At 31.9% G+C, this 26,019-nt stretch carries 15 protein-coding genes and 1 tRNA gene; 4 read left to right on the top strand and 12 right to left on the bottom strand.

Annotated elements, in window-relative coordinates; translation table 11 throughout:
• Positions 1 to 315 precede the first annotated feature (315 nt).
• From Q0870_RS08990 to rpe, 3 genes are all read left to right on the top strand, one after another.
• Positions 316 to 1,179: a sigma-70 family RNA polymerase sigma factor gene (locus Q0870_RS08990; protein WP_019387909.1), complete on the top strand. Its 864-nt coding sequence runs from the start codon at positions 316 to 318 to the stop codon at positions 1,177 to 1,179.
• 152 nt (positions 1,180 to 1,331) lie between these two features.
• Positions 1,332 to 1,742 (top strand): BLUF domain-containing protein, encoded by a 411-nt coding sequence (locus Q0870_RS08985; protein WP_298554758.1) that lies wholly within the window; start codon positions 1,332 to 1,334, stop codon positions 1,740 to 1,742.
• Between the two features lie 45 nt (positions 1,743 to 1,787).
• Positions 1,788 to 2,450: a ribulose-phosphate 3-epimerase gene (gene rpe / locus Q0870_RS08980; RefSeq protein WP_298554756.1), complete on the top strand. Its 663-nt coding sequence runs from the start codon at positions 1,788 to 1,790 to the stop codon at positions 2,448 to 2,450.
• A 198-nt stretch (positions 2,451 to 2,648) separates the two neighbouring features.
• Here the strand turns inward: rpe and Q0870_RS08975 are convergent, their stop codons facing one another.
• Entirely contained in the window at positions 2,649 to 3,068 is a 420-nt protein-coding gene (locus Q0870_RS08975) for a CBS domain-containing protein (protein WP_298554752.1), read from the bottom strand.
• Positions 3,069 to 3,319: 251 nt separating this feature from the next.
• Here Q0870_RS08975 and Q0870_RS08970 point away from each other — a divergent pair, with 251 nt between their 5' ends.
• Complete coding sequence (locus tag Q0870_RS08970; protein ID WP_298554750.1) at positions 3,320 to 5,533, top strand: glycoside hydrolase family 3 C-terminal domain-containing protein; 2,214 nt, start codon at positions 3,320 to 3,322, stop codon at positions 5,531 to 5,533.
• Positions 5,534 to 6,113: 580 nt separating this feature from the next.
• On the opposite strand, the gene Q0870_RS08965 is transcribed toward Q0870_RS08970, so the two are convergent.
• The 11 genes from Q0870_RS08965 to ftsA form a co-directional block, all read right to left on the bottom strand.
• Positions 6,114 to 7,508, bottom strand: a complete 1,395-nt coding sequence (locus Q0870_RS08965) for an endo-1,4-beta-xylanase (protein WP_298554747.1) — start codon at positions 7,506 to 7,508, stop codon at positions 6,114 to 6,116.
• 70 nt (positions 7,509 to 7,578) lie between these two features.
• A complete protein-coding gene (locus tag Q0870_RS08960; RefSeq protein WP_298554745.1) occupies positions 7,579 to 8,709 on the bottom strand; it encodes an IPT/TIG domain-containing protein in 1,131 nt (376 codons plus the stop codon).
• Between the two features lie 9 nt (positions 8,710 to 8,718).
• Positions 8,719 to 10,236, bottom strand: a complete 1,518-nt coding sequence (locus Q0870_RS08955) for a RagB/SusD family nutrient uptake outer membrane protein (RefSeq protein WP_298554743.1) — start codon at positions 10,234 to 10,236, stop codon at positions 8,719 to 8,721.
• Positions 10,237 to 10,256: 20 nt separating this feature from the next.
• Positions 10,257 to 13,403, bottom strand: coding sequence for a TonB-dependent receptor (locus Q0870_RS08950; protein ID WP_298554740.1), 3,147 nt, complete (start codon positions 13,401 to 13,403; stop codon positions 10,257 to 10,259).
• A 52-nt stretch (positions 13,404 to 13,455) separates the two neighbouring features.
• Positions 13,456 to 16,086: a glycoside hydrolase family 3 protein gene (locus Q0870_RS08945; protein ID WP_298554736.1), complete on the bottom strand. Its 2,631-nt coding sequence runs from the start codon at positions 16,084 to 16,086 to the stop codon at positions 13,456 to 13,458.
• A gap of 376 nt (positions 16,087 to 16,462) precedes the next feature.
• Entirely contained in the window at positions 16,463 to 20,629 is a 4,167-nt protein-coding gene (locus Q0870_RS08940; protein WP_298554734.1) for a two-component regulator propeller domain-containing protein, read from the bottom strand.
• Positions 20,630 to 20,812: 183 nt separating this feature from the next.
• On the bottom strand, positions 20,813 to 21,466 hold the full coding sequence (locus Q0870_RS08935; protein WP_298554731.1) for a T9SS type A sorting domain-containing protein: 654 nt from the start codon (positions 21,464 to 21,466) through the stop codon (positions 20,813 to 20,815).
• 497 nt (positions 21,467 to 21,963) lie between these two features.
• Positions 21,964 to 22,037, bottom strand: a tRNA-Arg gene (locus Q0870_RS08930).
• A gap of 25 nt (positions 22,038 to 22,062) precedes the next feature.
• The gene (locus Q0870_RS08925; protein WP_298554728.1) at positions 22,063 to 22,512 is read right to left on the bottom strand and encodes a GatB/YqeY domain-containing protein; all 450 of its coding nucleotides are present in this window, start codon (positions 22,510 to 22,512) and stop codon (positions 22,063 to 22,065) included.
• Positions 22,513 to 22,657: 145 nt separating this feature from the next.
• A complete protein-coding gene (gene ftsZ / locus Q0870_RS08920; RefSeq protein WP_298554725.1) occupies positions 22,658 to 24,649 on the bottom strand; it encodes a cell division protein FtsZ in 1,992 nt (663 codons plus the stop codon).
• 55 nt (positions 24,650 to 24,704) lie between these two features.
• Entirely contained in the window at positions 24,705 to 26,018 is a 1,314-nt protein-coding gene (gene ftsA, locus Q0870_RS08915) for a cell division protein FtsA (RefSeq protein WP_298554722.1), read from the bottom strand.
• Between the last annotated feature and the right edge of the window lies 1 nt (position 26,019).

Raw genomic sequence — 26,019 nt, 5'->3', positions numbered from 1 at the left:
ACTACAACTAACTAATAAACAGCAATTTAAAATGTTTTTTTTGAATTTTGAGTGAGCCGTAAGAGTGAGCGCATTAGGGATTGTAGTGGAAAGCCCACAGCCCGACGCAGGAGGTGCGAGGACTTGCAGCGGAAAGCCCGACCCCTTGTGGGTAATGCCCAAAATAATTATAATGAATGTGACTTTTTTGTGTTTTTAGTGTCTAATTACTAAGGGATTGAAAATATTTTAATCTTTTTTGTAACAAAATGTAACTTTTGTTCGTATAACTATTGAACGACCTATTTATTCACAATTAAATTCAGGAAACATTAGATGAGACAACTTAAAATTACGAAGCAGGTTACTAATAGAGAAACTGCGTCGTTAGATAAATATCTACAGGAAATTGGTAAGGTTGATTTGATTACAGCTGATGAGGAAGTTGAATTAGCACAACGTATTAAGGCTGGCGATCAGATAGCTTTAGAGAAGTTAACTAAGGCTAACTTACGTTTCGTTGTATCTGTAGCTAAGCAATACCAAAACCAAGGGCTTACTTTACCTGATTTAATTAATGAAGGTAATTTAGGGTTAATTAAAGCTGCACAACGTTTTGATGAAACTCGTGGTTTTAAATTTATATCCTATGCTGTTTGGTGGATTCGTCAATCGATTCTTCAAGCTTTAGCTGAACAATCGCGTATTGTACGTTTACCATTAAACAAAATTGGTTCTATTAATAAGATTAATAAAACGTTTGCTTTTTTAGAGCAAAGTCATGAACGCCCGCCTTCTGCTGAAGAAATAGCAAAAGAGTTGGATATGACTATTAATGATGTTAAGGAATCTATGAAGAATTCTGGACGCCACGTAAGTATGGATGCCCCTTTAGTTGAAGGTGAAGATTCTAACTTATATGATGTATTGAATTCTGGTGAGTCGCCAAATCCTGATAAAGAATTATTGCATGAGTCTTTACGTACAGAAATTGAGCGTGCTTTGGAAACATTAACACCTCGTGAAGCAGATGTGATTCGTTTGTACTTTGGTTTAGGAAACCAACACCCAATGACACTTGAAGAAATTGGTGAAACATTTGATTTAACTCGTGAGCGTGTAAGACAAATTAAAGAAAAAGCTATACGTAGATTAAAACATACGTCTAGAAGTAAAATATTAAAAACATATTTAGGTTAGTAATTATTAAAAATTACGACTAAATTAAGGTAACAACAGTTACAAAACATAACTGTTCGTTTTTTGATTGATGAAAGAACCCGCGGCTGATTACCGCGGGTTTATTTTTTTGCTTATTTTAGAGAACTATAACCAACCACTAATAATCAATAATGCTAAAAACCATTTGTTATATGAGTGACTCTAATCAGCAAGAGGCACCCAAAAATGTAAAAGATTTATATGCACAAGCAAAAAAGAATAATTTAAAAAATAATATTTCGGGTATTTTAATTTATCACAAAGGAAATTATCTTCAGGTTTTAGAAGGTCATGAAGAAGATGTTGACAAGACATATGAACGCATAATAAAAGACAAAAGGCATAAAAACATTATAAAGGTTATAAATATAAATACAGAAACGCGCATTTTTGCAGATTATAATTTTGGTTTTACAGTTGTAAGAAGTAGTAATGAATTTATAGAATTACATGACTACTTAAATTGGCTAAAAAATGCTAATCATAAAATTGCAAACAAACTCATTATTATGGCGGAAAATTTTATAAGAACTGTGGGGTAACTCATTTATTAAACTCTTATTTTTGTAAAACAAAAATTTAATATCATGTCTTCAAAACTCATTGCCCCATCAATTTTAGCAGCAGATTTTGCTAATCTTCAACGTGATATAGAAATGGTAAATAATAGCGATGCTGATTGGTTTCATATTGACATTATGGATGGGGTTTTTGTACCTAATATTTCGTTTGGAATGCCTGTTTTAAAAGCTATTGCTAAACATGCAAACAAGACCATTGACGTACATTTAATGATTATAGATCCAGATAGATATATAAAAACATTTGCTAATTTAGGTAGTGATGTTTTAACGGTGCACTATGAAGCTTGCACTCATTTACATCGCACACTACAAGCTATTAAAACTGAAGGCATGAAAACTGGTGTTGCCCTAAACCCACACACAAATATTAGCCTTCTGGAAGATACTATTAATGACATAGATTTAGTATGTATAATGAGTGTTAACCCTGGCTTTGGAGGTCAAAATTTTATTGAGAATACTTATAATAAGGTAAAGCAATTAAAAGAATTAATTACTCGTAAAGGAGCAACAACACAAATTGAAATTGATGGTGGCGTTACTAATAAAAATGCCAAACAATTAGTTGATGCTGGTGCGGATGTTTTGGTTGCTGGCAGTTATATTTTTAAAAGTACTAACCAACAAGAAACCATTAAAAATTTAAGAGCTATTGCTAATTCTTAGATATATTTTAAAAAAAACAGTTTAATAAATCTGTAAAATTTAGCGCAACCACTATTACACCTGTAGACATTCAGGGATATCCCAGATTTTATATTGCTTAAATAATAATTCTGCACTTAAGTTTAAATTATACAATTAGAGTAAACTATACTATTTCTTAAAAACTACTTGTAACGCATGATAGATTAACAAATTAATTTAAAACTGCTTAATTAAATAATTAATCAAATCTGTAGTTGTTACTATACCAACTAAAGTGTTCTTACTAACTACTGGAAGCGCATGAAACTCTTTAGTTGCTAAAATTTTAGCGACCTCTTTTATCGAGTTAGATGGAGAGACAGAAATAACACTTCTTTTCATTACTTGCCCTATAGTTAAAGTATTATATATCATAACATCAGCAGAGGTATCATTATCATTTGTAACATCTGCAAAGCTTAATCTAAGTAAATCGGTATAGCTAAGCATACCTATAATTGTATTAATATTAACAACAGGAATATGCCTTATTTTATGCTTCTTAAATAATTGTTCAGCAGTTTCTAAATTATCTGTTTTTTTTAATGTTATGACATCCTGAGTCATTATCATTGAAATTGGTGCTTTTCTTATCATGACATTCTAGTTTTAATTTAGTTTTTTAAAGTTACCAAACCAAAGAGTGAAATTGTATGACAAAAGTCATGGCTAATTAATATCGTTTAAGAAAAAACAATTAAATATTAAAAGAATAACTTATTGTATTTACAAAAAATGCTTGATTAGTTTTAATTTTATAATTGTGTAAATACTACTTTTACATTAATCCTAATAAGAATTCAAGACTCAATTAATAACTTCATTTTAAAAAAAAATCAAAAAAATTCATGAATATTACTTTCAAGTACCATTACAACTTAGCACTACTGTTTACACTATTTACATTTAGTTCTATAATCTCTCAAAACGAATTACCTAGTAACACTAGTGCAAACTCAATAGAAAAAAAAATTGATAGTATCCTGCCTTTACTTTCTCTTGAAGAAAAAGTAGCCATGTGTCATGCACAATCTAAATTTAGCACCAAAGGTGTTGAAAGACTTGGAATTCCAGAAATATGGATGTCTGACGGCCCTCATGGCGTTAGAGCAGAAATTAGTTGGGATTCTTGGGATTATGCTGGATGGACCAATGATTCTATAACAGCTTTCCCTGCGCTTACTTGTTTAGCAGCTAGTTTTAACCCAAACTTAGCTTCTCAATTTGGTAAAAGTATTGGAGAAGAAGCACTTTACAGAGAAAAAGATGTCCTTTTAGGGCCTGGTGTAAATATTTACCGAACTCCTCTTAATGGAAGAAACTTTGAATATTTAGGAGAAGACCCATATCTGGCTTCTACAATGGTAGTACCTTATATTAAAGGTGTACAAAAAAACAATGTAGCTGCCTGTGTGAAACATTTTGCCTTAAATAATCAAGAACATTGGAGAAGTACCATTAATGTTGAAGCTAGTGACAGAGCATTACATGAAATTTATTTACCTGCCTTTAAAGCTGCAGTACAAGATGCCGATGTATGGGCAATTATGGGAGCTTACAACAAGTTTAGAGGACAATATACAACTCACCATGAGTTACTCACTAAAACTATTTTAAAAGGAGATTGGGGGTATGATGGTGTAGTAATTAGCGATTGGAGTTCAACCCATGATACTATGGAAGCTGCCATAAACGGTTTAGATCTAGAAATGGGAACAGGAACTGATGGTTTAGGTACTACAACTTCAAATCATTATGACTATTACTATCTAGCATCAGCGTTTTTAAAAGCCCTAAAAAATGGAGACATTAAAGAATCTGTTGTTGATGATAAAGTAAGACGTATTTTACGACTAATGTTTCGCACCACTTTAAAACAGAATAGAGGCTTTGGAAGAATAAATACTAAAGCACATCATGATGTTGCTAGAAGTGTAGCCCAAGAAGGTATTGTTTTATTAAAAAACGAAAACAATTTCTTCCCTATTGAAGATAAAGAAGGACTTACTATTGCTGTTATTGGAGAAAATGCTACACGCTCTATGACTGCTGGTGGAGGTTCGTCTGAATTAAAACCTCAATTTGAAATTTCACCACTTGAAGGTATGAAACAACGCTATAAGAAGGCAAAAATTATTCATGCTATGGGCTACCATACTGGACCTTCTGTGTACGATGATATTATTCCTTCAAAACTAAATCAAGATTCACTTAGGGTACAGGCCATTGAAACTGCTAAAAAGGCGGATATTGTTCTATACGTTGGTGGTCTAAACAAAAGTCATCTACAAGATTGTGAAGGCGATGATAGACAATCTTATGAATTACCATATAATCAAGAAGAGTTTATTGGTCAATTAAAAGCAGTTAACCCTAATTTAGGTATGCTACTTGTTACTGGTAATGCAGTTGAAACACCGTGGTTATCTAAAATAGATGGTTTAATTCAAACATGGTATTTAGGTAGTATGGCAGGTCATGCCATTGCAGATGTGGTTAGTGGTGATGTAAACCCTTCTGGGAAATTACCATTTTCATTTGCAAAAAAATTAAAAGATAACGGTGCTCATTTTTATGGTGAGACGTCATATCCAGGAGATGGCACCAATCAACATTATAAAGAAGATATTTTAGTTGGTTACAGATGGTTTGACACAAAAAAGATAGAGCCACAATATGCTTTTGGTTATGGTTTGTCTTATAGTGAATTTAGTATTTCTAATATTAAAACTAACACTAATAAATTTAACACAAATGATACTATAAAAGTCTCCTGCACAATTAAAAACAATGGTAACTATGACGGTGCTGAAGTTGTTCAGGTATATGTTGGCAAGAAAAAATCTAAAGTTAAAAGAGCTTTAAAAGAGCTGAAAGGTTTTAACAAAGTTAGTATTCAGTCTGGCAATACTAAAACCATTAATATTGATATCCCTGTAAGCACACTGGCTTATTATAGCGAAGATAAATCTGATTGGGATATTGAAAAAGGCGACTATATTATCTATGTTGGTAATGCATCAAATAACATAACAAAAACACTCCCCATAATTATAAAATAATTAGTTGATTCCCCAACACCTATATCTGTTTCTTTGTAGTTTTAAAACGATGTAGGTGTTTTTTTTTTAAAATTCATTAAGAATAATCTAGATAAGTTAACTAGATTATGTCTTTATATAAGCAATTGTTTTAATTTACTTTGATAGATTGAATAAAGAAGCATTTTATCAGTTAAAACTAAATACAACAAGTATTTTAGACTTAATAAAAAGTTGATAAAAGCTTTACTTTGAATGTTGAATGACAAACATTTTTTGTTTTTTTACTACTTGAACATTTACGGACACATTAGAATTCTCCTTACTGTCTTTATGAAAGCAATAAAATAGCTGTACTAATTATTTATTAGCTACATAAGCCCTTATTGCGTATACTTTATCTAAAAAGAGATTTAATAAACTGTTTGATAGAATACATGTGGTAGTCAAGAAAATAGCAAAAACAGAATATTGCAATTAGGGATGGCTATTTAGCATGATAACTAGTTTATTATTTCTAAAAACAAAACATTAAGCAAAAAAAATCGCCTAAAATTACTTCTTAGACGATTTTTAAATTTTTAACTTTTAACGAGTGTTATTAATCTAGCCCTTCTAAAAAACCAGTATGAGCCTTTTTTAATTCAAATTTATTATTATATAATAATGGCCAATCGTCCCCTGGATGATTTAAATCGGTACTAAACGGAATCCAAGATTCGTTATCTTTAAACCCCCACACTGTTAAGGCGTACTTATTCTCGACAGGAAGTGCATTATAAATACTTACTATCTCTTTATATTTCGCTTTTTGCGCTAAACTCCTTTCATCAGTAAGAAATGATATATCATTATTTTGATTAACTTGAATATCTAACTCAGAAACATGAACTTTTAAATCTTTAGCTACAGCTCTGTTAATATCAGTCTCTATTTGCGCTTTGCTAGGACTTAAATAAGTATTATGCATTTGAAAACCAACACCATCTATAAGATTACTTGCTTTCAAATCATCAACAATCGCGAATACTTCATTCTGCTTAGGTATATTAGTTGACGTACCATAATCATTATAGAATAATAATAAATCTGTATCTCCTGCTGCATTTGCAGCATCTCTAGCCCATTGAAAACAATCTTTTACGTAATTGGCACCCATTTTTTGAAGAAAAATAGTATTTCTAGTATTACCACCATCATTAACAGCCTCATTTACAACATCCCAAGACTTAATTTTTCCTGCATAACGTGTAACTACATCTGTTATATACTTTTTTACTTCTAACGCAAACTCCTCATCTGTACCCGAAAAACTAGATAACCAATCAGGCACTGCATTATGCCAAACTAAAGCATGTCCATGAACGTTTATTCCGTTATCATTTCCATATTTAACTATTCTATCGGTAGCAACCCAATTGTAAGTTCCACTTCCTGTAGAAATTGGATTCATTTTCATTTCATATTCAGCCGTAATACTACTAAATTCATTTTTAAGTACCGTGTCGTAAGCACTCCCTTCTGTTAATTGGTTTGATTTTACTGCAACTCCAACAAAAAAAGGATTAGCTAATGCGTTCACTTTAACTTTAAGAAAAGTAGGATCTTCAGGCTCTTCAGGTTGCACCCCTGTAGTTTTAACCGTTATAACATTTGAATTATTAGAAATTTCTGTACCTCGCTTTGCCCTTACCCTGTAATAATAAGTTACAGCCTGAGAAAGCCCCGTAACAGCAACCGTGTTACCTTCAACTAATAACGCATTATATCCTGCGAGCATTTCAGAAAAATTGTTATTTATTGAAACATCTATTAAATAACTTTCTGCATCTGGAACTAAAACCCAGTTAGCTTGAAAAGATGTATCTGTAGTACTGCTTGCTGCTGAAGCAAACGGAACAGCTAAAGTATTATTAGGCTCAGGAGAATCTGTTTCATCATTACTACAATTTAGTAATGCAAACGCCATAAAAAAAGCAACTATTATTTTTTTCATATTTCTTTTTTTTACAAAAGGTTACTAGTTTTTAACTAGTAACCTTTTTATTATACTTTTCATATAACTATTATTCTTCTACTCTAAATTCAATATCATCAAATTGAACATTATTAGCGTTACCATTATTAGGTAAAGAAACTTTTACTTGTAATACCCCTGATGGATCTACTTTATCAGTATCTGTAGCAGCATTTCCTGGATTATAATTAGACCCAAATTGATCTAATACAGCTGAGACTTCTTGCCATCCAGTAGTAGCAATCGTAAAGTTATATGCCCATGTATCAAGATATACATCAAATGATGTACCAGCCGAAACATTAACCATCATCTTAAATGTTACTTTAGAAGCCGCTGTAGCAGTACTAGGTAAAAAAGCAGCTGCTTCATTATTTTGGCACCCATTATAACCAAATGCTGTTCCTCCATTATAATCGTATTGAGCACAATTACCTGTTTGTCCTGCAGCAGTTACAGATAACGCACCTGCATCTCCATAAGAGCCCCAAGTACTAGTATACAAACCATTACCATCAAAATCTTCAAATAAATAGTTAACAAAACCAAAATTGATATCTACAAATGTAGTATTTGACACACCTGGTCCTGGCTCAACAATAGCCGTACTACCCACACTAGTTGTAATAACAACATGAGCGCCTTCCTCGGCATCGGTAGGTACCGAAAAATACATTTCTTCATCAGAAACCAATGTATAATCTAATGGTTCATCACCAAATGTAACCGATACAACATCAATAAACCAACTTCCTTTTATGGTTACTTTATCACCTAACTTAGGATTAAGCACACTAAAACCATCTATAACTGGTGTAGGCTGTATGATATTAATTTGAGAATCTAAAACGCCATTGGCTGTTACAAATTTTATAGGCTGAATACCGAAATTATAAGGATTCTCAAAATCAAAATTAGGTATGTTGAAAAATATTGCAACATCCGAATTTAGATTAGGATTAAAAGCGATATTAAGCTTATTATCAAGAACAATTTGTTCTAAACCAGATAAATTACTGCCTTCAATTTTAAGCAAAGTACCAGGCGTACCAGAGGCGTTAGGATCCATTTGTGATGAAAACGTCTGTATTGTTGGAGATCCAACCTCTTCTTCTGAACATGAAAACAATGCAGCAACTAGCATCATTACCACTAAATTTATTTTATATATATTTTTCATAATTATAATTTAAAAATTAAACGGAACTGGATCAGCAGTTATATTAATATTTACACTTATCTCTTTAGATGGCAATGGTAATGAAAAGTAATCATCTGTTGGATTTACTTTGATAGAATTCAGTATAGTTCTAGCATTATCTCCATAAAAACCGCGTTCTTGAGCAGCAATTTCAGCCAAAGCATCTGGTCTATTTCTTCGTTGTAAATCAAAATAATACTGTCCTTCTAATAAAAACTCAATTCGTCTTTCTTTAAACAAACTAGTTTGGGTAATTTCATTAACCGAACCTAACCCAGCACGAGAACGCACTCTATTAAAAGCAGATAGCGCTTCGCTATCTGTTGTAGACACATTGGCACCTAATTTAGCTTCAGCCATCATTAAAAGTACATCTGCGTAACGTAGCATATTGGTGTTTTGTTCTGTTCGCATAAAACATACATTAAACCCATCGGCTGCAGAACCTACTATATATTTCCTAAAATTAAGTGCGGTTTGAGATGGTAATTCATCAAAAGTGTATCCTCCCTTTTTACTTAACAATTCTGGATAAACATCTCCAGGTATCATAAGAGAAGGTTTTCTTCTTTTATCTCCAGATTCGTATAAGCCAGGTAAATCAGTAGTTGGCATATAAGAGCCCCAACCATCTCCACCTCCAGTTATACCAGAACCTGAAGGAACGATAAAAGCTTGCTCGGTATTTTGTGTACCCCATTGATCACAATTAACGGTCCATTGCAATGAAAACAAGCTTTCTATACTGTTGTTAAAATTAGGGTTATTGAATAAATTACCATATTCTTCCAATAAATCGTATTTACCACTATTTATAACTTCTCGGCATAAATTTGCTGCTTCATCATACTTTTTTAAATTCAATTTCACTTTTGCCAACATACCCATTGCAGAGTACTTACCAATTCTTCCTGTTTTTGGTTCTGAAGTTAATCTCTCGGCAGCATCTTCAAGATCTAACTCAATAAACTTATAAACATCTGATTCTAAATTTCTAAACGCGTTTACTCCTGAATAATTTTCGTCGTATATTGGAACTGGCCCCCAAATTCTTACTAAATAAAAATAAGCGGTCGCTCTCATAAACTTAGAAACACCAATACCTTGACTATAAGCTTCTTCGGAAACATTATCCTTATCTGCGTTTAAATCTTGAATTAATGAATTTGCTTGGTTCACTACAGAAAGCAGTCCGGTCCAATTGTCATTTAAAACAGCGTTATCATTCAATACAGAGGCTTCAGCAAAAGGCCTAAATTCACCATCGTTTGCCCATACATTTCCTGCATAAGTATCTCCTTGAGTTATCATACCCTTAAAGTTATAATCAAACCAGCCTTTGGTATACATCCCATTCTGAATACCTTCATAAGGCGATGCTCCTGGAGGCAAACACTCTGTACACAATGAGTTCTCAGATCTTAAATCTGTAAAATCTGCCGAACATGATCCTACTAAAAGAATCATTGTTATCAGCATTAATGCTTTTTCTAATTGTTTTTTCATAATAATCATTTTTTATGTTATTAAAATGCTAGGTTAACACCTAATGTTATTGTTTTTGCAACAGGGTATCTTCCGACATCCAAACCTGCAAACCTTATATCTGAATTTCTACTTCCAATTTCTGGGTCTAAACCAGAATAGTTGGTAAATGTAAACAAATTTTGTCCTGACACATATATTCTTGCTTTAGTAAAGAAATTTGTTTTACTTAAAACATCAGAACTTAAATTATACCCCAATGTAATGTTTTGAATTCTGATGTAAGATCCATCTTCTACAAAACGATCTGACAAACGTGTGTTTCCGTTTCCATTTCCTATATCAATCCTAGGAACATCTGTGTTTTGAGCAATATTAGCTTCATCATCTAAAGTTACGCCATCTGCTAAGTAATTTACAACAAAATGATTTGCCGCATTTGTAGATTGATTTTCTCCTAAGAAACGCAACGCTTCGGTATAGTATCTATTTTGGTTGTATATTTTGTTCCCTTGAGATCCATTTATAACGATACTTAAATCAAAATCCTTATAAGTAAAATTATTATTTATACTAAAAGTGAAATCTGGAAGTGCAGAACCTAAAGTAGTTCTATCTTCAAGGGTAATTTCACCATCGCCATCTAAATCTTTAAATTTAATATCACCTACGCTTGTTTTTCCTGCTACTTGAATAGCACTTTGATCTACTTCTTGTTGAGTTCTAAAAATGCCATCTGTAACAAACCCATAAATTTGCCCCAAAGGTTGTCCTACTTCCACAAAACTATATTGTATATTTCCTTCTGATTGAGGAATGTCGGCTGTTAATGGTTTTGTGCCATCAGCAAACTTAGTTAGCTCATTGGTGAATGTAGAGAATATAAAAGTAGAATTCCATGAAAAATTATCTTTTTGAAAATTCCTAGTGTTTAACGTAATGTCAATACCTTTATTAACCATTTCAGCATCGTTAATGAACGGTAAAACCCTTCCTGAAGTAGAACCATCTTCTGGTTGTTGTATTAACAAATCGGCAGATTTTTTGTGATATACATCTACATCTAATCGTATAGCATCATCCAATAAACCTACTTCTAAACCTATGTTTGTAGATTGTAGTGTTTCCCATTTTATATCTGGGTTTCCGTTTACTGTGTAATTAAATGATTGTCCACTAGACGATGGGACAGAATTCAATTGTGTTTGATATAAAAAACTTGGTATATTTTGATTTCCAACTGCACCATAACCAGCACGTAATTTTAAATAGTTTATGGTAGCTGATGATTGCATAAAGTTTTCATTTGAAATTGTCCATGCACCAGATACTGAAGGAAAGTACCCCCATTTATTATTTGGTCCAAAATTTGAAGAGGCATCAGCTCTTATAGAAGCTGTTAAATAATACCTGTCATCGTAATTATAATTAGCTCTAGCAATGAATGATTGCATTGCCCAATCAAAACTTTGATTATCTACCTCTGACGTGGTTTTTAAACCTAATGTTAGATTGTCAAATTCATTACTATCAAAACCTCTTCGAGATCCTCTTAAAAATTCAAAATTACTGCTTTGACTTTCATGACCTAATATAGCATTAATACTATGTTTATTAAAAGACTGGTTGTACGTTAAATAGTTTTTAAAATTCCAGTAAAAACTTTGATCTTGTTGCTTTACTGACGAATTAACTTCATTTGCTGCAGTACCAATATTATCGTAGGTAGGAATAAAAATTCTACCGTTTCCTGCATTTAAATCATACCCAAGTTCGGTTCTAAAAGTTAAAGGTTTTGCTAGCTTTATTTCTGCAAATAGGTTCCCATTTATTTTAAATTTTTGATCTATATTGTTCACAAATTCTGAATAAGCAACTGGATTTACTGCTTCATAATTATTAGCTGCACCATTTACACCTCCTCCTGGTGTCCCAAAACTTCCATCAGTATTTCTAACCGGTATTAGTGGGCTTAAACGTAAAGCCGATGACACAATACCTCCTCTATCATCGTTTTTCACAATGCGTTGTCTTGCGTTACTTAAAGATATATTATTACCAATTTTAAGCCAATCATTTACTTTTGCATCAACATTTAATCGAAGTGATAGTCTTTCAAAACCAGTATTAATAATAATACCATCTTGTTTAAAATAACCAAAAGAGGTATAATAACGTGTTCCATTTTTTTCTCCAGAAATTCCAATTTGATTATTTGTAACTATAGCGTTTCTAAAAATTTCTTTTTGCCAGTTAGTACCTTTACCTAATAAACTTGGATTTTGAAACTGAAAAGGCACCTCTCTATTATCTGATCTTAGTAAATCATTTGTATACTGGGCATATTGCTGTAAATCCATCATGTCAGCATATTTTGCAATTGATTGAATACCCGTATAATTATCAAAAGTTATGACTGATTTTCCGCTCTTTCCTTTTTTGGTAGTTATTAAAACCACACCATTAGACCCATTTGCACCATAAATAGCAGTAGCAGATGCGTCTTTTAATATATCTATGGATTCTATATCAGACATGTTTAAACCAGCTAAAGCAGAATTCATATTTTGTCCAGATCCACCACCTGTAGCCGTCCCTAAATCCAAAGAACTATTATTTCTATTTGCAAAAATTGGTGTACCATCTATTACATATAAGGGCTCACTACCATTTAGAGAAGTGATACCCCTTATTTTAATAGAAATACCCCCTCCTGGAGCACCCGAATTTTGAGAAACAGTAACACCTGCTGCTTTACCAATTAAGGCTTGATCTATAGATGTAAAAGGTTGATCTATAAGCTCATCAACAGATACAGATGAAATAGATCCAGTTAAATCTTTTCTTTTAGATGTACCATAACCAATTACAACAACTTCATCTAATGCAGAAGCAACTTCAACCATACGGACATCTATAGTGCTTTGACCTGTAAATTTTATTTCCTGTTCTGCATGACCTAAATAAGTAAACACAAGTATACTATTTAAGCTTACATTCTTAATACTATAATTACCATCAAAGTCTGTAGTTGCTCCATTAGATGTTCCTTTTAAAAGAACATTTACCCCAGGTAAGGGAACTCCAGTCTCATCTGAAATTACCCCAGAAACTTTATTAGTTTGCGAAAAGGCATTTTGTACGCATAGCAGTAACAGCGCCATACCTAAAAGTTTTAATTTCATCATATTAGTTTAGTTTTAGTTATTAAATTAGTTTGTGTAAATTTGTTTTTAATTATTATTTTAATGTTATAGTTTTATTTATAATTTGAGTAGAATTAGCATTTGCCACTCCTTTAAAATTAGGTTGCTTACCTCCTATAGTTAGCGTTACATTTCCTGTTTCCGCTTTAGCTTTACCTTCAAAGTTTATTTTAGAGTATTGTTTTGGAGTAATAGTCATTGTTACTTTTTGGGTTTCACCTGATTTAATATGTATTCTTTTAAACCCAACCAACGATCTAATTGCCTCATCGTCATCATTATGACTTAAATAAAGCTGCACAACCTCGTCACCATCCATTTTTCCTGAGTTAGTAACTTCAACATCAACTTCTATATTATCATTTAAAGCTATTATTTCTTTTACATTAAGGTTTTTATAAGTGAAATTAGTATAGCTTAAGCCATGACCGAAAGGAAACAAAGGCTTACCTTTAAAGTACTTATATGTTCTATTTTCCATGTTATAGTTCTTAAAATCTGGCAAATCAGTAACCGACTTATAAAATGTAACAGGCAATCTTCCTGCAGGATTGTAGTCTCCAAAAAGAATATCTGCTATAGCATTACCACCAAATTCTCCGGGATACCATGCTTCTAAAATCGCTGGCACATTATCGGCAGCCCAATTAACTGCTAAAGCACTACCATTTAATAAAACTAAAACAGTAGGTTTACCTAATGCCTGTACTTTTTTCATTAGCTCAATTTGAGTTTTAGGCAAAGTAATTTCTGAACGATCTCCTTTATCAAAACCTTCTAGTAGAACAGGCATTTCTTCACCTTCGATTGAAGGTGAAAGTCCAAGACATAATACTATAACTTCTGATTTTTTTGCTGCTTCAATTGCTGGCGTCATTAAATCGTTATCTGTTTTTGCCCATACTAACTGTGCTTGAGGATCTGCATGATAATTATAGTATTGAATCTCTACAGTGTTTGACTTGCCTTTAATCAATTTCACATCAAAATATTTAGTTTTTGGCTCATGATCATCACTAAATTCAAAACGTAGTGAGTCGTTAAAAATAAACTTACCGCCGCTACTAGCTCTTAATCCAATTCTATATGTACCACTTTCTTCTGGAATTAATTCTCCTGTCCATTTGACAGAAAAAACATCTTTATCAAGATTCTCCAAAGGCCGATTTGTTACCCATGTAAAATCTACCTCTTTATCATTCCTGGAAAACTCAGGTTCTCCTTTCCAGTTTATATTCTCATAGTAATCTCCTTTTAAACCTTGCTGATTTCCATTTTTAAGAACCTTAGATGGAATAGAAGTTAACATTGGCCAACCTACAGCTATATCACTTCCTAATGCATAATTTACTGTTGCATTTGGCAACTTGTTTTGAATTGCTAAAAGTGGTGTGAAATTATTTTTAGGTGTACCATGATAATTTCCTAGTAAAGCTTGTTTTGAATTTGCATTTGGACCAATAACAGCTATTGATTTTATGTTTTTATCTAATGGTAATGTATTATTATCATTTTTCAACAATACCATGGATTCTTTAGCTATTCGCTCAGACAATGCATAATGTTTTTTACTTGTTACAACGTTGTATGGGATTTTTGACCACTTAACTCTATCATTTGGATCAAACATTCCTAATTTAAAACGGGCTTTAAATAATCGGGATAAAGCCAAATCAATCTTATCTTCATCAATAAGTTCTTTTAAAACAGCTTCAGTTAAATTAGGATCATAAACACTTCCGCAATTTAAGTCTGTACCTCTGTCTACAGCTAAAGCAGCTGCTTCTTCTGGTGTTTCAACTAAATTATGTTTGTTAGGCTCCCAAAAATCATTAATTGCCCAACAATCTGAAACTACATAGCCACCAAAACCCCAATCATCTCTTAGTATTTTATTTAAAAGCAAGTTACTACCACAACAAGCTTCATCTCTATATCTATTATAAGCACACATTACAGAGTGCACTTTAGCTTCTTTTACCGCGGCTTCAAACGCTGGTAAATAGGTTTCATATAAATCCTTATTAGAGGTTTGATAATTATCTTCATGTCTAGATTTTTCTGGACCACTATGCACTGCAAAATGTTTTGCTGTTGCAATAACTTTAAAATACTTTTCATCATCACCCTGCAAACCTTTAATATAATTAACTCCAATTCTACTGGTTAAATAAGGGTCTTCACCATAAGTTTCTTGTCCTCTTCCCCATCTTGGGTCTCGAAAAATATTGATATTTGGTGTCCAAAAATTTAAGCCTTGATAAATACCTCTTTTTCCTTCTGTCGCAGCTTTATGATGTTTTGCTCGTGCTTCATCAGAAACCACTTCTCCCATTTCAAAAATTAAAGGCGCGTTCCAAGTAGCCCCCATACCTATTCCTTGAGGAAATACAGTAGCTTCGCCAGCACGCGCCACCCCATGTAAGCATTCATTCCACCAATTGTACTCTGGAATACCCAGTCTATCTATAGCTGGGGCATCATAACGCATTTGAGAAACTTTCTCTTTTAGGGTCATTTGACTAATTAAATTTTCAACACGTTCATTAATTGCCAATTCAGGGTTTTCAAAATTATTTTTATAACTTTTTTCTTCTGTTTTACACGACAAAAGAGCAAGAATCATTACAGAATAAAAACCTAAAAATTTTAATTTAAACTTCATATTTATTTTACCTCATTAATATGTCAAATCTAAGAAAACGAACCTCTTTTTGTTTAAAACTTATACAGCATTGATTAAAACATTTAAAGCATAAACTTAACATAAGCCTTTTAAGGCTGTTAGTTACAGCAAACGCTTAATTGTTTCCAATTATTAAGGAGTATAAATAATCATTTTAACCTTAAAGCTATACATCCATTAACTACTAACTATTTATATTTTATTTTGACTAAATAATAGCCACATTCATTCCTGAACAAGAAACACTTTTAGCGCCTTAATAATTATGCTTTTAAACAAAATTGTTAAGGCCTAAAAGATGAAGAAAAGAAAGTGAAAAAATAAAATTGAGGTAGCAGAAAACAATGGAAAAGTATTATTTATTAACCTCTATCTTTGTTGGCAAAATACCATAATAATTTTTGAAGCATTTTGTAAAATACGAATGAGAAGAAAATCCTACCTTATAGCATACCTCACCAACATTAGCACTTCCTAATTCTAGTATTTGTTTTGCTTTTTGAAGTCTAATATTTCGTAAAAACTCATTTGCAGTTTGATTAGTTAACGCTTTAATTTTTCTGTAAAACTGACTTTTACTTAAATGTAATTGAGAGGCCAAAACTTCAACACTTAAATCTGGGTCACTTATATTCTCGTTTATATAGTTAAGTACTTTCTCAATAAATTCCTTATCTATTGATGTTGTTTTAACATCTTCAGGAAGTTCGCTTATAACACTAAAATATTTATTAAATATTAATCTTCTGCTTGTTATTAATTGTGACAACCTTAATTTTAAAAGCCTAAGATTAAAAGGTTTAACCATATAAGCATCGGCACCAAGCTCAATACCTTCCATTCTATTATCTATTCTAGCTTTAGCAGTAAGCATAAGTAACGGAATATGACTAGTTTTAATATCGCTTTTTATCCTTTTACAAAATTCAAATCCATCCATTTCTGGCATAATTACATCTGTAATTATAACATCTGGCAAAATTTTAGTTGCTATTTCAACACCTTGAACTCCATTATCAGCTGTATGAATTACATATTCGTTTTTAAGCTCATTTTTTAAATAATTTTGAAGTTCTATATTGTCTTCAACTATTAACAATGTACTTGGCTGTGCCTTTGGTTCATCTTCTAAATCTGTAATACTTGACTTTTTACTATCTTTATAAATATGCTCCCTAACAAAAGCCTCTTCTTTTATTTTAAGCTCTGAAATATTTTCAAATAGCTCCTTGTCTTCAAAATGAGATTTCCCAGCTGGCAATTGTATCTTAAAACTTGTACCTTTTCCTAGCTTACTTGATACTTCAATATTTCCTTTATGTAAGTGAACAAAACTTTTAACAACCTCTAGACCAATTCCTGTTCCTCCATAGTATGTTCTATTTAAATTTTCTACTTGGTAAAATCTGTCAAATATTTTCTCAATTTGAGCTTCATCAATACCAGGGCCAGAATCTGAAATAGTAATTTCAATAACCTCAACAGGATTCAAATCATTTATTAAGGGTAATACCATTTTATCTTTTGGTATATTAATACTTACATTTATAACACCTCCATCTGGAGTAACTTTAATAGCATTTGAAAGTAAATTGAAAACTATTTTTTCTATCATGCTTTTATCTACCCATACAGGAACATTAGGATTGACAGCATCTACAGACAGTATTATGTTTTTTAATAGGGACTCTTCCTTAAAATGACTTATAATATCTTGTATAAAACTAACTAAGTTTATATTTGTAGCTTTTACTCTTACTTTATCCAGTTCTAATTTTCTGAAATCTAAAAGTTCTGTTATTAGTCTATGAAGTCTATTTGTGTTTTTATGAACTGTATTCAATTTTGTTCTTACTATTTCAGGAATACTTAGTGTTTTATTACTTAGAATATCTTCTAAAGGATTCATTATTAAAGTAAGAGGCGTTCTAAATTCATGAGATATATTCGTGAAAAATTGAAACTTTTTTTCATTTAAGTCTTCTTTTTGCCTTCTTGTTTCTCTCTCGTAACTTAATTGTTGCTTCTCTTTAATTCTATCTTGAGCTATTCTATTTAAAAGATATAAGGCTATTAAAAACAAAACAATGTAACCAAATAAAGCCACATTTGTTCTCCACCACGGTGGTAGTATAGTTATGGTTAACTCGTTTGGAGTATCATTCCATAAACCATCATTATTGGCTGCCTTTACCTTAAATACATAGGTGCCATAATCTAAATTTGTATAAGTGGCGTTTCTAGTATTCCCAACAAAGTTCCAAGAATTTTCTAATCCTTCGAGATAATATGCAAATTGGTTTTTTTCTGGTCTTGTATAGTTAATTGCTGTAAACTCAATTGTAAAAACAGATTGCTTATGTGTTAATAAAATTTCCTTGGTTTCTGATATAACTTTATTCAATGGGCTTTTATCCTTATTAGGAACCACCTTTTTATTAAATAATTTAAAATCTGTTAAATGAACTTGTGGTAAAGTTGTATTGGTACTAATATTATTTGGATTAAAATAATCTACACCTTGATAATTACCAAAGTATAAATAGCCACCCCCATCTCGAAATGCTGCATTAAAATTAAAATCGTTTGATAGCAAACCATCATTTTGGGTGTAATTAGTAAACTGTAGCTTTTCTGTATCATATTTATATAAACCAGAATTACTACTTATCCACAAATCTCCATCTTCGCTTTCAACTAACCCAATAATGTTTTCCCCATTAAATCCATTTTGCTTGTTAAACCAAGTAAAGGTTTCTTCAATGGTATTAAATTTACAAAGTCCCGCGCCTCTTGTTCCAATCCATATTGTTTGATTGTCCGAAGATTCATATAGTGTTAATACATGGTTAGATGCAATATCGTTTTTAAAAGCTCCAGACATTTTATTTCTATAAGACATCACATGCAGTTCGTTTTCTGCATCTTTAATAATTTTAAACAACCCTTGTGTTGTACCTACCCATACATTGTGTCTAGAGTCTACCAATACTTTTCTAACATCAACTTCTGTTAAACTATTCTCCAAGAAAGGCTCACTCTCATGCCTAGTTATTGCCTTAGTTTTTGGGTTATATGAATGTAATCCTTTGTAAAAAGCACCTATCCAAATAATACCATCAGCATCTTCAGTAATACTCAAAATACTATTAGAAGCTAGGTTTCCTTTGGTATTTTCAATATTATAATTTACAAATTCATTTGAACCATTTGGCAGCATAAATACACCATCATTCCAACTACCCAACCAAATATTATTTTTGCTATCTAAAAAAATACATTCTAAATAATCACTTGTTAAACCAAAATACGCCCCTTTATTATCTGTATTAATATGAGTGTAACTTTGTTTTTTGGTATTGTAAATATCTACTCCCCCTCCATCCATACATATCCATAAATCTTTATTTTTATCTGTAAGTAGCCCAGTAACCGAGGGGCTTGACAAGGATTTTTTATTATTTCTTTCACTTCTCATATGATTAAATTTATCATATAAATCATCATATATACTTACTCCACTATTATAATAGCCTAGCCATATTCTGTTATCTTTATCTTTGAATAAGGACCATATTGAATTCGATAACAAACTATTTTCGTCTTTCTTATTATATAAATACCTTTTAAGCAATTTTCCTTGAGCATCTACATGAACCAAACCATCATTTTCGCTACCACATAATATACTTCCATCAGGTAGTTTAACTATTGAAAAAATACGCTGATTTGTAATTTTAGAAGTAGTTAATCTGTAGCCGTCTATGCCCGCACCTCTATCTTTCAAAATTATTAAACCGTTAGATTCCGTTCCAATCCAAATGTCGTTATAATCAATTAGGAGAGAATAAATTGCATTCTGAATAACTCGTTTTTTACTATTAATACTAGTATACCTAAATTCTTTATTGTTAACATCATATTCTAACAAACCCGAGTTAGTTCCCGCAAAAACTTTACCTTCAGCATTACATTTTAAATCAAATACCTTTAAGGATGCGTTTTTAATGCCTTTAGCTAAATCAATTTTATTTACTTTGAAAGTATCTAAACTCATCATATAAACTCCATTACCAAGAGTTCCTATAAATAAATTATTATCTTCATCCGTACATAAGCTTCTAATAGAAAAAACTTGCTCTTCAGTATTTTCTGAATCATATAAAGAAACTCTTATAAACTGATCTAAATCTCTGTTGTATAAATTTAAGCCTTCTTCTGTACCAAACCATAATCTGTTTTTCTTGTCTAAAACTGAGCAATACACATTATTATTACTTAAAGATATACTGTCAGTTAAAGAATGTTTATAGTTTTTATAATTTATACCATCAAAACGATTTACACCAACTCCAGCTGTACCAAACCATATAAACCCCTTATCATCTTGGATTATAGTAGTAACTGCTACTTTTGATTCTCCTTCATTTACATTAACAAAATCAAACTCTTTATTTTGACTTCGAGAATACAAGCAAAAACACAAGAAACAGAAACTTATATATAGATTCAAATACCTCATAAATATTACTTTTTTTTAAAAAAAATTGATAGCCATATCAAATCTAATTTTTATAAAGACAGTATGACCAAAAATAAAACTTGAATCACCAACATAACTTTAAATCCAAAGATTATTTTATAAAAATAATGCATAATAGTTAAAACTATTATGCATTATTAAACAAACTACTCTAAAATTAAGTTATTTTTTTACAAATCTAAATTGTTTTTTAGTATCAGTTACCAAAATATAAATTCCATTAGTCAGACTTGAAACATTTAAGACCTTCATTTCTGATTGGCCTTTAAAACTAAGTACTTTTCTACCTGTTAAATCAAATATATCTGCAGATTTGGCGTTCAATTTTGATGTGATAACATAAATTTCATCACTAACAGGGTTAGGATACATAACTCTTCCATTTGAATTAATATCGTCTAAACCAGCAACACTAGAAATTGTAACCAAATTACCTGTATTGTTATACCCTGTATCAGAACCATCAGATGCTAGAGTAATCTTACCTGTCCAAGTAAAAACTTCTCCATCCACTGGGTCTCCATATACATTGGCAGTAACTGTTTGTGTACCTGAACCAACAGCATTTGGTACTATATTACCCTCATAAGCAATATTTCTACCTGAACCCCAATCAGGAGAACCATCCCCTTGGGCTAAAAAAAGCTGCCATTCAAATACGTCACCAGCAGAAACACCACTGAAATCAAAAGTAATACTGACAGTTGTAGCTGTTGGAGCAACAGTACTATCAAAAACAAGATTTGAGAAGCTTTGAGAGTTAGCTCCATAAATACTTGTTAAAAACAAAAATGATAATAGTAATTTTTTTCTCATAATTTAAAAATTTTAGTTAATTTAATTTTAGCTATAAATTGTGATTTATAACTATGTTGTTATTTCAATTATAAAATTAACTTCTTAAAGAAAGAATATTTAGAAATTATCAAGCATACTTTAATAAGAATTAAGCAACCCGCCACCAAATCACACATCTATAAGCCTCAAAAACAACTAAATAGATTAAATCAGAAAAGAATTTAAATGCCTTAAAAATAGTTTTTAGTTTAAATTCTGATAGTTAAAAAACACTTTTACAACAAAAACCTTATACTTAAAAGAAAAATTTTATCTATAATTTAGCTACAATACTAGAAAATCTCTGTTTTGAAAACAGGAAAACTTAAAAAGAAATTTCGAGGACTATTTTAGGTTATTGATGAATAACTGCATGTAAGAATTACATATCCCGAAAGACTCCTCCTTGAAATAAGAAAATGCTCTTCACAAAATCAAGCAAGCTTGGTTTGACAGAGCATTTTTCTTTTTATTCGTGACCCCGGAGGGATTCAAACCCCCAACCCTCAGAGCCGAAATCTGATGCGCTATTCAGTTGCGCCACGGGGCCTTTTTATGTTTTAAACAAAAAAAAATTATGCTAATTTTGCTTTAACAATATTAGAAATGGTTTTACCATCAGCTTGTCCTGCAAGTTCTTTACTTACTATCCCCATAACTTTACCCATATCCTTCATGCCAACTGCACCTACTTGATCTATGATTGCAATTACCACTTTTTCAATTTCTTCATCGGTTAATGCTTCAGGCAAAAACTGACTTATAACCTCAGCTTCGTCAATTTCTAGCAATGCTAAATCCTTTCTATCTTGATCTAAATAAATAGCAGCACTATCCCTACGTTGTTTAACTAATTTTTGAAGTATTTTAAGTTCTTGTTCTTCTGTTAAATCTTCTTTTGCTCCACTTTCTGTCTGTGCTAATAAAATAGCCGACTTTACAGCACGCAATGCTGTTAATGCCGTTTGATCTTTAGACTTCATCGCTTCTTTTAAAGCTGACATTACCTCTTGTTGTAAACCCATAGTTTTTCAATATTTACTACTGCGAAGATAGAAAAAAAGATGCCCTCCTTTGAGAAAATAACAAAATTATAATGAATAAAAAACCCGAAAAGTTGAGGGAACTTTTCAGGTCATTAAATAACACACTAGGTTAAATTCGCGTAACTCAATCTACATTATCATGCAGAAATGAATTATTACTTCTTAATTGGATATCATCATTGTCATCAAAACCAATACTTGTTCTTGACATATCAGTCTCAGATGAATGCTTTATTTCATTTAAATCTACACCTTGCCTTTTATAAGCAGGTTCTTTTTCTATGTCATCAATTTTAGCATTATTAAACTTATAATTGAAGTCTTTCATTTTTCGCCTACGCTCCTCAGCTCGTTCTTTTAATAATTCTGAAATAGGACTATTCATTGGATCAATCTCTTCAGTCTCATTTTCATCAAAAGAAGGCTCTACAACAACTTTCTTTTCAAAAACCACATCTTCATCAACCTCTTCCAAAATTTCATTTGATACAGGCTGAGCTTTGTTCATGGATGATTCTACTTCAACATAATCATCCAAGGCATAACGAATATCGCCATCTTCATTAGTTTCATTAACCGTTATTAGCTCAACATAATCATTTACAGCAATATCTTTAACATCATCAGATAAATCGTAAGAAATAATATCTTCATTCATTTCATCTACCTCTTCACTTGGTGTAGATAATGGCAAATCGAAAGTTAGGGTGATTTGTTGTTCTTCTTCGATATAGTCTGAAATTAATTCAACATCATTAATATTTTCAACATCAGCCGCCATTCTAGTTACCGGCTTGATTATAAAATCTTCATCTTCTTCAAGATTAGGAATATTGGCATTTATTTCGTCATAGACAACATTAATATTTTTTATAATCTCTGAAGTTGGTATTAAATCGACTTCTTCTTCAATTACTTTAGGTTCTTCTTTTTTAGAAAAAATAATAGATTCATCCTCTTCAGAACCTAAATCTAAAGTATGACGAACAACTGGAGTTTCTTTTTTCTCTTCTAATTCAATAATAGGCGCAATAATTACTGGCTCCTTTTCTTTTGAATCTAAATCTTGTTCCTCACTTAAAGAATGAACCACTTTTTTAGTTTCGGTATTAGAGATTTCATCTTGTTGTTCAATATCAAAGCCTGTAGCAATTATTGTAACCGCTATTGACTCTTCTAAACTTTCATCTTCCCCAACACCCATAATGATATTTGCTCCATGACCTGCTTCATTTTGAATATGATCATTAATTTCTCCTATTTCATCAATAGTTATTTCTTGAGAACCAGAAACGATTAGCAACAGTACGTTTTTAGCACCAGTAATTTTATTATCATTTAATAATGGAGAATCTAGAGCCTTACGTATAGCATCTTGTGCACGATTTTGACCCGAAGCCAAAGCTGAACCCATAATAGCAGTACCACTATTACTTAATACGGTTTTAGCATCACGTAAATCAATATTTTGCGTGTAGTGATGTGTAATAACTTCGGCTATACCACGAGCAGCGGTAGATAATACTTCATCAGCTTTTGAAAAACCTGCTTTAAAACCAAGATTTCCATAAACTTCACGAAGTTTATTATTATTTATTACGATTAATGAATCAACTACATTTCTTAATTTTTCAATTCCTTTTTGAGATTGCTCAATACGCATTCTACCTTCAAACTGAAAAGGCATGGTTACAATACCAACCGTTAAAATATCTAAATCTTTAGCCATTTTAGCGATTATAGGAGCAGCACCTGTTCCTGTTCCACCACCCATCCCAGCGGTAATAAACACCATTTTAGTATTGGTATCTAGCATTTGAGAAATATCATCAAAACTTTCAACTGCAGATTGCTCTCCAATATCAGGGTTTGCTCCAGCACCTAGCCCTTCTGTTAGGTTTAACCCTAACTGGATTTTGTTTGGCACACCACTATTTTGAAGTGCTTGTGCATCTGTATTACAGATGTAAAAATCGACACCTTTAATACCTTGTTGGAACATGTGATTAATGGCATTACTACCACCGCCACCAACACCTATGACTTTAATCACATTTGATTGATTTTTAGGTAAATCAAATGAAATACTTGTTTCGAATTCTTTTTTGCTGCTCATAAAATTCTGTTTTTCTGGGGATTTTATACTTTATATTTTAATTCAATGGTTTTAATTACTCTGCGTTATCTAAAAAATCTTTAACGCGCTCTGTCAACTTATCAAGGAATGAGCGTCTTTCTTTGATAGGTTTTTCTTTTGTTTCTTCTTCTACAGCTGTTTCAATATCATCAACAATTTGCTCTTCTTGTTGTTCTATTTTTTTTCGTTCTTGACGCTTTAAACCGTCTAGTACCAAACCAACTGCTGTTGCAAATAAAGGGCTAGTGATATCATCATCACTATCGCCAGCCAAATGTTCGTTTGGATACCCTATTCTGGTATCCATTCCAGTAATATATTCTACCAATTGCTTTAAATGTTTTAATTGGCTTCCCCCACCTGTTAAAACAATACCTGCAATTAATTTTTTCTTTTGTTCTTCGTGTCCGTAATTTTTAATCTCAACATACACTTGCTCAACAATTTCAACAACGCGTGCATGAATGATTTTAGACAGGTTTTTTAAAGTGATTTCTTTAGGTTCTCTTCCTCTTAAACCAGGAATAGAAACAATCTCATTATCCTTATTTTCTCCTGGCCATGCAGAACCGAATTTTATTTTTAATAATTCTGCTTGCTTTTCAATTATCGAACATCCTTCTTTAATATCCTCAGTAATTACATTTCCTCCAAAAGGAATAACTGCTGTATGACGGATGATACCATCTCTGAAAATAGCTAAATCAGTTGTCCCTCCTCCTATATCAATTAGAGCTACACCTGCTTCTTTTTCTTCTTGACTTAAAACCGCATTTGCTGATGCTAAAGGTTCTAATGTGATGCCTTCTAAGTTTAAACCTGAACTTTGCACACAGCGTCCAATATTCCGAATAGAGGATACTTGACCAACAACAACATGAAAATTAGCTTCTAAACGACCGCCATACATGCCTATAGGCTCTTTTATTTCAGCCTGACCATCAATTTTATACTCTTGAGGTAACACATGAATAATTTCCTCACCAGGAAGCATCACTAATTTATGAACTTGATTAATTAGTCTGTCAATATCATCATCATCAATAACCGTTTCAGAATTTGAACGTGTTATATAATCACTATGTTGCAAACTTCTTATATGCTGTCCTGCTATACCAACAGTAACTTCATCTATTTTCATTTCTGCTGCTGCTTCAGCTTCTTGAACTGCTTGTTGAATGGACTGAATGGTTTGTGTAATATTATTTACAACCCCACGGTGTACGCCTAAACTTTTAGATTTACCAATACCTAAAATTTCGACCTTGCCGTACTCATTTTTACGACCAATCATCGCCACAATCTTTGTGGTTCCTATGTCTAACCCTACTGCTAAATTATGCTCCATA

The sequence above is a fragment of the uncultured Algibacter sp. genome (genome assembly GCF_947487575.1).
Taxonomy (GTDB): Bacteria; Bacteroidota; Bacteroidia; order Flavobacteriales; family Flavobacteriaceae; genus Algibacter_B.
Note: the sequence above shows the minus strand (reverse complement) of the source record. Positions and strands in the feature narration are given on the sequence as shown.

Excerpts from the sequence above, each read along its gene's own strand:
- Q0870_RS08990 (WP_019387909.1), top strand. The coding sequence starts at position 316 with ATGAGACAACTTAAAATTACGAAGCAGGTTACTAATAGAGAAACTGCG.
- Q0870_RS08985 (WP_298554758.1), top strand. The coding sequence starts at position 1,332 with ATGCTAAAAACCATTTGTTATATGAGTGACTCTAATCAGCAAGAGGCA.
- rpe (WP_298554756.1), top strand. The coding sequence starts at position 1,788 with ATGTCTTCAAAACTCATTGCCCCATCAATTTTAGCAGCAGATTTTGCT.
- Q0870_RS08975 (WP_298554752.1), bottom strand. The coding sequence starts at position 3,068 with ATGATAAGAAAAGCACCAATTTCAATGATAATGACTCAGGATGTCATA.
- Q0870_RS08970 (WP_298554750.1), top strand. The coding sequence starts at position 3,320 with ATGAATATTACTTTCAAGTACCATTACAACTTAGCACTACTGTTTACA.
- Q0870_RS08965 (WP_298554747.1), bottom strand. The coding sequence starts at position 7,508 with ATGAAAAAAATAATAGTTGCTTTTTTTATGGCGTTTGCATTACTAAAT.
- Q0870_RS08960 (WP_298554745.1), bottom strand. The coding sequence starts at position 8,709 with ATGAAAAATATATATAAAATAAATTTAGTGGTAATGATGCTAGTTGCT.
- Q0870_RS08955 (WP_298554743.1), bottom strand. The coding sequence starts at position 10,236 with ATGAAAAAACAATTAGAAAAAGCATTAATGCTGATAACAATGATTCTT.
- Q0870_RS08950 (WP_298554740.1), bottom strand. The coding sequence starts at position 13,403 with ATGATGAAATTAAAACTTTTAGGTATGGCGCTGTTACTGCTATGCGTA.
- Q0870_RS08945 (WP_298554736.1), bottom strand. The coding sequence starts at position 16,086 with ATGAAGTTTAAATTAAAATTTTTAGGTTTTTATTCTGTAATGATTCTT.
- Q0870_RS08940 (WP_298554734.1), bottom strand. The coding sequence starts at position 20,629 with ATGAGGTATTTGAATCTATATATAAGTTTCTGTTTCTTGTGTTTTTGC.
- Q0870_RS08935 (WP_298554731.1), bottom strand. The coding sequence starts at position 21,466 with ATGAGAAAAAAATTACTATTATCATTTTTGTTTTTAACAAGTATTTAT.
- Q0870_RS08925 (WP_298554728.1), bottom strand. The coding sequence starts at position 22,512 with ATGGGTTTACAACAAGAGGTAATGTCAGCTTTAAAAGAAGCGATGAAG.
- ftsZ (WP_298554725.1), bottom strand. The coding sequence starts at position 24,649 with ATGAGCAGCAAAAAAGAATTCGAAACAAGTATTTCATTTGATTTACCT.
- ftsA (WP_298554722.1), bottom strand. The coding sequence starts at position 26,018 with ATGGAGCATAATTTAGCAGTAGGGTTAGACATAGGAACCACAAAGATT.